The sequence below is a fragment of the Flavobacterium collinsii genome (genome assembly GCF_902804485.1).
Classification (GTDB): domain Bacteria; phylum Bacteroidota; class Bacteroidia; order Flavobacteriales; family Flavobacteriaceae; genus Flavobacterium; species Flavobacterium collinsii.
Map to the genome: position 1 here is coordinate 1 of NZ_CADCST010000115.1, position 6,711 is coordinate 6,711.

8 protein-coding genes are annotated in these 6,711 nt (G+C 33.5%); all 8 read right to left on the reverse strand.

Annotated features, from left to right (window positions below; translation table 11 throughout):
• Positions 1-163 precede the first annotated feature (163 nt).
• Positions 164-817 carry an SMI1/KNR4 family protein gene (locus FLA105534_RS18800; RefSeq protein WP_173967625.1) on the reverse strand — a complete coding sequence of 218 codons (654 nt, stop codon included), beginning with the start codon at positions 815-817 and terminating at the stop codon, positions 164-166.
• Positions 818-945: 128 nt separating this feature from the next.
• Positions 946-1,458, reverse strand: coding sequence for a CAP domain-containing protein (locus FLA105534_RS18805; RefSeq protein ID WP_173967626.1), 513 nt, complete (start codon positions 1,456-1,458; stop codon positions 946-948).
• Between the two features lie 177 nt (positions 1,459-1,635).
• Positions 1,636-2,280 carry a pyridoxamine 5'-phosphate oxidase gene (gene pdxH / locus FLA105534_RS18810; RefSeq protein WP_173967627.1) on the reverse strand — a complete coding sequence of 215 codons (645 nt, stop codon included), beginning with the start codon at positions 2,278-2,280 and terminating at the stop codon, positions 1,636-1,638.
• Positions 2,281-2,417: 137 nt separating this feature from the next.
• Positions 2,418-3,323 (reverse strand): ribonuclease Z, encoded by a 906-nt coding sequence (locus FLA105534_RS18815; RefSeq protein ID WP_173967628.1) that lies wholly within the window; start codon positions 3,321-3,323, stop codon positions 2,418-2,420.
• A gap of 88 nt (positions 3,324-3,411) precedes the next feature.
• Positions 3,412-3,744, reverse strand: a complete 333-nt coding sequence (locus FLA105534_RS18820; protein WP_173967629.1) for a ribonuclease Z — start codon at positions 3,742-3,744, stop codon at positions 3,412-3,414.
• Between the two features lie 410 nt (positions 3,745-4,154).
• A complete protein-coding gene (locus FLA105534_RS18825) occupies positions 4,155-5,081 on the reverse strand; it encodes an aspartate carbamoyltransferase catalytic subunit (RefSeq protein WP_173967630.1) in 927 nt (308 codons plus the stop codon).
• Positions 5,082-5,165: 84 nt separating this feature from the next.
• Positions 5,166-5,807: a DUF6891 domain-containing protein gene (locus FLA105534_RS18830; RefSeq protein WP_173967631.1), complete on the reverse strand. Its 642-nt coding sequence runs from the start codon at positions 5,805-5,807 to the stop codon at positions 5,166-5,168.
• 42 nt (positions 5,808-5,849) lie between these two features.
• On the reverse strand, positions 5,850-6,389 hold the full coding sequence (pyrR, locus tag FLA105534_RS18835; RefSeq protein ID WP_173967632.1) for a bifunctional pyr operon transcriptional regulator/uracil phosphoribosyltransferase PyrR: 540 nt from the start codon (positions 6,387-6,389) through the stop codon (positions 5,850-5,852).
• Positions 6,390-6,711: the final 322 nt, after the last annotated feature.

Consider the following 6,711-nt stretch of genomic DNA (forward strand, 5'->3'; position numbering starts at 1 on the left):
CCTATGTTGTAATCTCTCTGACTGCGTCGCTCTTTTTTAAATTCTGGATTATTCATAAATAAGTCAATTTTATGTCAACTTATTTCAGGACGAGACATAGATGTAAATAAAAAAAGCTGCCATATAGGTAGCTTTTTTTTATCACAGGAAGTACCTAAATAAATTAGATCATACCATACATCTTTTTTTGCCATAGTTTTAATTCACTTAAAACAGGTTCTTTTAATTTTAGCCCATTCTCTAAAAGACTAATAAAATTTTCTGCTAAAACCTCTATTTCCATATTTCCGCAATCGACAAATACAACTTTTGCTTCTTCTCTACCATTTCTAAAATCAAAACAAACAATACCATAATCTATATAATTCCCAATAGCAAAAAATCCAATATCTAATAAATACTCCTTCATTTCCTCATTATTTTCTACTAATATATTTTGCCAGTTACTAGAAGGTTTCGGATAAAGTCTGATATCCGAATTCAAAAAAATAGCATAGAAATGTTTATACTTTAGATATTCTTTATAAGAATTCGGAAATCTAATATCAAATTGTTTTTCTATTTCAATAATTTGACTATCCGTTATTGTACTATCCGTTGCTTTCCATATTTTATCTGTGGGTTTCAAAAGCTCTACAAGTTCACCGGTAGCATTCTCTTGACTCATAGTCATTTTTGAAGATTTACTCTTAGTACTACTATAATCAAATTCATAAATCATATCTTTCGCAATATCATCACCATACATAAGATATTCTTTGTGTTTTTCGACAAAAGCTATTCCTTTATCAACATAATCTTTAATTATTTCATTCATAATATTCTCCTTTATAAACAAAAACAAAAGTAGGAAAATAAACATTTAAACAATCGATAACAAAAAAAATCGTTGCAATTCCCAGAATTGCAACGACCAATAAAAACTAAACCAGTCCAATATTTTCTTTACATCTTTACAAAGATGTTTGTATAGTATTTTTTTCCTGTTTGAGGATCAATTGAAACCGACAAACCAAAATGGGTATAATCTCCTTCGATATTTGCTTTATGCCCGGGGCTATCGAGCCAGGCTCTTAAAGCTGCTTCAGAAGTTTTATAATTGTAAGCTACATTCTCACCTACTTTTTTAGCTCCTAAAACACTCATAATATTATTAGAACGAGCAGTAAAATCATTATGATCAACCACATTGTTAGCGATCATGTATTTGTTATGCTCTTCACATTTAAATGAAACGTGATTTACTCTTTGCAGAGCATTCAGACCGACACTTACCCTATAATCATTGATAAGTTTCATGGATTCGATTTCAGAATCATTGTAAGTGTAGCTGGCAACAACAGCTTCAACAGTAGTACTGTTTTCGGTAGCCTCTGCACTATCCGCTGAACAGGAGTTCATTGCAACCAGTAGGACAATCATTGCAACGAACCTCATGTTATGCATCATCTTTTTCATAATCACATAGTAGTTTAATTTTTAAAGTAGATGTTGGGGCAAATCCTTTAAACTCTTTATTTAGATAGATTGATCTGTTTCTTTTTCTTACTCAAACATATCAAATATATCGTTAAACTACAAAAAAAATCGATGAACTACATAACAAACCTATAATGAAATATATTTTTCCTACAACTACGAAGATAATCTTTCAATCTTCCACGAAAAATCAGATTGACTCTGATAACGAATCCTGTCGTGTAATCTATTAGGTCTCCCCTGCCAGAATTCTACCTCTAAGGGAGTTACTAAAAAACCTCCCCAATTTTCGGGTCTCGGAATCTGTTTTCCTTCAAATTCTTTCTCTAATTTTTTCAAATTCTCTTCCAGAAAAGTTCGGGACGGAATCACTTCACTTTGCTTCGAAACAATCGCTCCCAATTTACTTCCATCAGGACGAGAATCAAAATAACCATCGGATATGTTCTCAGCTGTTCGGGTCGCAATTCCTTTTATGATTACCTGACGTTCCATTTCCTGCCAAAAAAAAGACAAACAAACATGTGGATTCGCGGTAATTGCTTTTCCCTTTTCTGAATCATAATTGGTATAAAAAATAAAACCTTCCTCAGAAAACTTTTTTAACAAAACCACTCTGGATTTCGGAAAACCGTCCAGTCCAATTGTCGAAACTGTCATGGCGTTGACTTCTCCGCTTCCACCGAAATCTTCCACCTCATGAAACCATCGGTTAAAAAGATTAATTGGATCTTCAGGAATATTCGTTTCTAATAATTCGCTCTTTTCGTAAGATTTTCTATAATTGCTTAAATCGTTCATGATTTTATATTTTAGATTGTAGGTTGTGAAATGTGGTTTATTGATTGACTAAAAAATCTACATTATTTTACATTTCATTATTCATCATTCACATTCCATAATCTACATTTCACTATTAACTATTTACATTTTACAACTTAAAACTCAAAACTTCTCCCATCATCTCCTAAAAGGATGTTTGGAAAAACGGTTTCAGCTTCTTCTTTAAAACGTTCGATACCATCATATCGCGTTGAATAATGTCCTAGTACCAATTGTTTAGCGTTTGCTCTAAGTGCAATTGCCGCCGCCTCTTTTGCGGTCGAATGTAACGTTTTGAGTGCTAATGCAGCCTCTGATTCCAAAAAGGTAGATTCGTGATATAAAACATCAACATCCTTTATTAACGGAATTATCGCTTCATGATATACTGTATCCGAGCAAAAAGCATAACTCATTGGAGGAATTGGGTCAAAAGACAGCTTTTCGTTTTTTATCACAGTACCGTCATCAAGTGTAACGTCACCACCTCCTTTTATTTTTTGATAATATGCCGTATGAATGTCATATTGCTGAACAGCCTCTACATTTAATTTTCGATCACCGGGTTTTTCCTGAAACAAAAAACCGTTCGTATATACACGGTGTTTTAGTGGAATTGTTTTTACAATAACTCTGTTGTCTTCAAAAATAACCTCGCTTTCTGTTGATTCCAATTCATGAAAAAACAAATCATAAGTTGTCCAGGAATTCGACAATCTCAATTGCAAAGTAATAATTTCCTTTATTCCTTTTGGACCATAAATATGTAAATCAGTTGTACGGCCTAAAAGTGCAAAAGTTGAGATCGTTCCAATCAAACCAAAAAAGTGATCTCCATGCAAATGCGAAATAAAAATATGATTTATTTTAGAGAATTTAATTTTGTTCTTGCGTAATTGTACCTGAGTTCCTTCACCACAATCAATTAAAAACATTCTATTTTTAATCTCTAAAACCTGCGATGTCGGGTTGGTAATTGTTCTGGGGGTTGCGGCATAACAGCCAAGTATGGTAAGCTTCATTTTAGATTGTTGATTTTAGATTCTAAATTGAATATATATTTTAGACTCCAACATTCAAAATCTAAAATCTGAACTCTAAAAGCTACAATTAAAACCCTAAGTCTCTTTCGATTTCTTCCATTTCGATAATATCATGTGCTTCCAAAAGCGATGGAACTACAAGTAATTTATCTGAAACAGCATTAAAATCAAGATCTGAAACCACTATTACAAATGATTTTTTAGCTTTTTTCTGTTGCTTGGCCAAAGGTAAAAAAAGCTTTACCTCCTTTTCAGATACATCATTATCTGCAGACAAATCGATTATAATATTTTGTTTTTCAAAGGTTTTGAACTGTTGCGTTACTTTTTCCAAAAAAGCATTAAAATCTCCCTGGGTATCTTTAATTGTAACGGTATGTCCTTTTTGATCTACTTTCATCTTCTAATTTATAGGCGCTGTTAGAGAGCTAAGGTACGATTTTTTTAGTATTCAGTCGCAGTCGTTTTTTTTAGTTTTCAGTCGCGGTCGCAGTAAACAGTTTTAACTTTGTGTAGTTCAAATTCTGATCTTCACTGAAAACTGAGACTATTTTTCAGGCGCAGTCGCTTTTTGTAGTATTCAGTCGCGGTCGCAGTAAACAGTTTTAACTTTGTGTAGTTCAAATTCTTACCTTCACTGAAAACTGAGACTATTTTTCAGTCGCAGTCGCTTTTTTTAGTATTCAGTCGCGATTGCAGTAAACAGTTTTAACTTTATGTAGTTCAAATTCTGACCTTCACTGAAAACTGAGACTGACACTGAGAACTGACACTGAGAACTGACACTGAGAACTGAAAACCGAGACTAAACTACTGAATCTTAGACGCCAATAAATAAATAACGGCCATTCTGATCGCTACTCCGTTTTCGACCTGATTCAAAATCACCGAATGATCTGAGTCAGCAACTTCAGAAGTAATCTCTACTCCTCTGTTAATTGGTCCCGGGTGCATGATTACGATTTCTTTTCCAAGGGAGTCCAGTAATGGTTTATCTACTCCGTATTGTTGTGCATACTCACGTGTCGAAGGAAAAAAGTTTACGTCCATACGTTCGTTTTGAACACGAAGCATATTAGCAACATCACACCACTCTAAAGCTTTACGCAAATTGGGTTCAACTGTGACTCCAAGGGATTCAATGTATCTTGGAATCAGTGTTTTTGGCCCACAAACCTTTACTTCGGCACCCTGCATCTTTAAAGCATATATGTTAGACAAAGCTACTCTCGAATGCAGAATATCACCTACAATAACTACCTTTTTTCCGGCTACATCACCTAATCTCTCTCTAATAGAATAACTATCTAATAAAGCCTGTGTTGGGTGCTCGTGTGCTCCGTCTCCGGCATTCACGATACTGGCTTTGACATTTTTGGATAAAAAATAAGCCGCTCCGGGGTTGGAGTGGCGCATTACAACCATATCAACTTTCATTGAAAGGATATTATTTACAGTATCAATCAGAGTCTCTCCTTTTTTAACAGAAGACTGAGCTGCCGAAAAACTAATCACATCAGCTGATAGTCTTTTTTGTGCCAACTCAAAAGAAAGCTTAGTTCTGGTACTGTTTTCAAAGAAAATATTGGCAATGGTAATATCTCGTAATGAAGGAACTTTTTTAATGGGTCTGTTAATGACTTCTTTAAAATGATCGGCAGTTTCAAAAATCAGGTTAATATCATTTTCATTGATATATTTAATTCCCAATAAGTGATTTACGCTTAATTCTTTCATTTTTATTTCTTTAATATTTATTTGTCAAATTCTTGAATTCCTGACATACTCAGTCTTTCAATGCTGCTACAAAGAACAACTACTTTATTGAATCATTCTTTCTACAACTTCGCTGTAATCCTGCAAATCTCTGGCATCTTCATCAAAAAGATGTTGCCATTTGAAACCTGGGATTTCTATTTTTGTTCTTGCAGATTCATTCCATTTTAGAGTGAAGCCGTTATCTCTTAGAACTTGGGCAACTACTTTACCTACTTCTATTGTTGTCGCATCATCACCATTATCTACTTTCTGGAAAGCGATAAACAAACTTGAATCTTCTACCGCCACTCCTCTTGCTAAGTCTTGTTCATGATAAAAGCAATATCCATCAGATTCTACCTCGTTTTCACGTAACGCTCTTTCTACCTCAACAACTTCATATTCGCCATCTGATGTGGTATAACCTGCATTATGAAGTGCAATAATATTTCTATCTGCCAATTCATCAAACGCTTTTATTAATCTTTCCGTATCTGTTGGACTTTTCCATTGTTTACTTTCTGAAAGTAATTTTTGGTTTTCTTCTCTTATTTTATCAAAAGCCCACTCTTCAGAGATTTCATCCTCAAATTCGTTGTCTTCAATTTCTTCCAGAATGTTTTCCTGAATCTCATCAAGAGACAGAAACCCCATTCTAACTTGGTTAAAAATTGATTCATAAATAAAAGCTTCATTCTCTGTCATCCTTTTTTTATTTATTCGTTTAACTGTTGCTTTATTTAATCGTTAATTTGTTATCAAATAGACCACATCTTCACCGTCATTTTCTTTCCAGCTTACTTTTACTTTTTCACCATTAATAGCATCTACCTGACGACCACGATAATCGGGCTGAATTGGCAGATTGCGACTAAAACGTCTGTCAATTAACACTAACAATTCAATTTCTGAAGGTCTACCAAAAGACTGAATTGCGGTTAAAGCAGAGCGAATGCTGCGTCCGGTAAACAAAACGTCATCAATAAAAATGACTTTTTTATTTTCAACTATGAAATTGATTTGGGTTTTATTGGCCTCAAGCGGTTTATCTGTACGGCGGAAATCGTCTCTGAAAAAAGTAATATCTAAATATCCCAGAGAAATTTCAGGCGTCTTGTATTCGCTCTCTAGTATTTGTTTTAAACGTTCTGCTAAGAAAACACCCCTCGGCTGAATTCCGATTAAAATAGTATCTGAAAAATCAAGATGTTTTTCGATTAACTGACAAGCCAAACGATGGAGTATGATAGTAACTTCTTTTGAATTAAGTAATACTTTTTGGCTCATAATTAAGTGTAATGTTTGGTTGGGCAAATATACGGAATCAGAATTTATTTGTTGGGGTGTTGGGTGGGGAAATATTTTTTTTTGAATTTGGTGAGAAATTTAAGATTTAAAACTCAGTTTAAAATTTTAATTTCACAAAATAACATCCTCAACTCCTTGATTTATTTTAATTTAAAATCATATTTTTATCAATTAATTAGCATTAGTAAATACCATAAGAATAGTACTTCGAAAAAAACTACTTAAAAAAAAATATTGGAATCAATGAAAAAAATTTTTAGAAGATTTAATACATTAAATAGCACAGTAAAATATGCATTTA